The following is a 1,184-nucleotide window of genomic DNA, read 5'->3' as shown; positions in this document are numbered from 1 at the left end:
AATTATTCATAATCGATACGTATTACTTCGCGTCAAAGACTCGCGAAGCCAATTTGCTTTTGTCCAAAGTCCAATTTCTATTGAACATTTAATACTAGCCTTTGCCAAAGACGATCGCTTTGGTAAAGGGTTGTTTCAAGAATTTGGACTGGATGAAAAAAACCTCCGCAACATCATTCAACAGATTCGAGGGAGTCAAAAAGTGACAGATCAAAATCCGGAAGTTAAATATGAAGCGCTAGAAAAATACGGACGCGATTTAACCCAATTGGCGCATGAGGGCATACTCGACCCAGTGATTGGACGAGATGAAGAAATTCGTCGCACGATTCAAATCCTTTCTCGTCGGACTAAAAATAACCCTGTGCTGATTGGTGAACCCGGTGTCGGTAAAACGGCAATTGTAGAAGGATTAGCGCAGCGCATTGTAAGTGGTGATGTCCCAGAATCATTGCGCGATCGCAAACTAATAGCTTTAGACATGGGTGCGTTAATTGCCGGAGCCAAATACCGGGGAGAATTTGAAGAACGCCTGAAAGCTGTCTTAAAAGAAACCCAAGAAGCACAGGGAAAAATCGTCTTGTTCATTGACGAAATTCACACTGTAGTTGGTGCGGGTGCAACACAAGGATCGATGGATGCTAGCAACTTGCTCAAGCCAATGCTTGCTCGCGGCGAACTGCGCTGTATTGGTGCCACCACGCTAGATGAATACCGCAAGTACATTGAAAAAGATGCGGCTTTGGAACGTCGTTTTCAGCAGGTGTATGTCGATCAGCCCAGTGTGGAAGATACCATCTCAATTCTGCGCGGTTTGAAAGAGCGCTACGAGTTACACCACGGCGTGAAGGTTTCGGATAGTGCGTTAGTTGCGGCAGCTACTCTGTCTGCGAGATATATTAGCGATCGCTTCCTACCCGACAAAGCTATTGATTTGGTGGATGAATCTGCGGCTAAACTAAAAATGGAAATTACTTCCAAACCAGAAGAATTAGACGAAATCGATCGCAAAATTCTGCAACTGGAAATGGAGCGGCTGTCACTGCAAAAAGAAACAGACAGTGCTTCCAGAGAGCGTTTAGAACGGCTGGAGAGAGAACTTGCGGAGTTAACCCTGTTTTGTCACTCTGGCAGTATTATAATAAGGTAAAAATTCTAGAACCAAGACACAGAGTATGGTACAG

Annotated in this window: 1 pseudogene; it reads left to right on the top strand. The window is 44.6% G+C overall.

The features are described from left to right. Nucleotides 1-73 precede the first annotated feature (73 nt). Nucleotides 74-1,111 (top strand): annotated as a pseudogene (locus tag QUA80_RS33640) (AAA family ATPase); the annotation flags it as partial. Nucleotides 1,112-1,184 lie beyond the last annotated feature (73 nt).

Origin of the sequence: Microcoleus sp. F4-D5 (assembly GCF_036704885.1) — a bacterium.
Classification (GTDB): Bacteria; Cyanobacteriota; Cyanobacteriia; order Cyanobacteriales; family Microcoleaceae; genus Microcoleus.
Note: the sequence above shows the minus strand (reverse complement) of the source record. Positions and strands in the feature narration are given on the sequence as shown.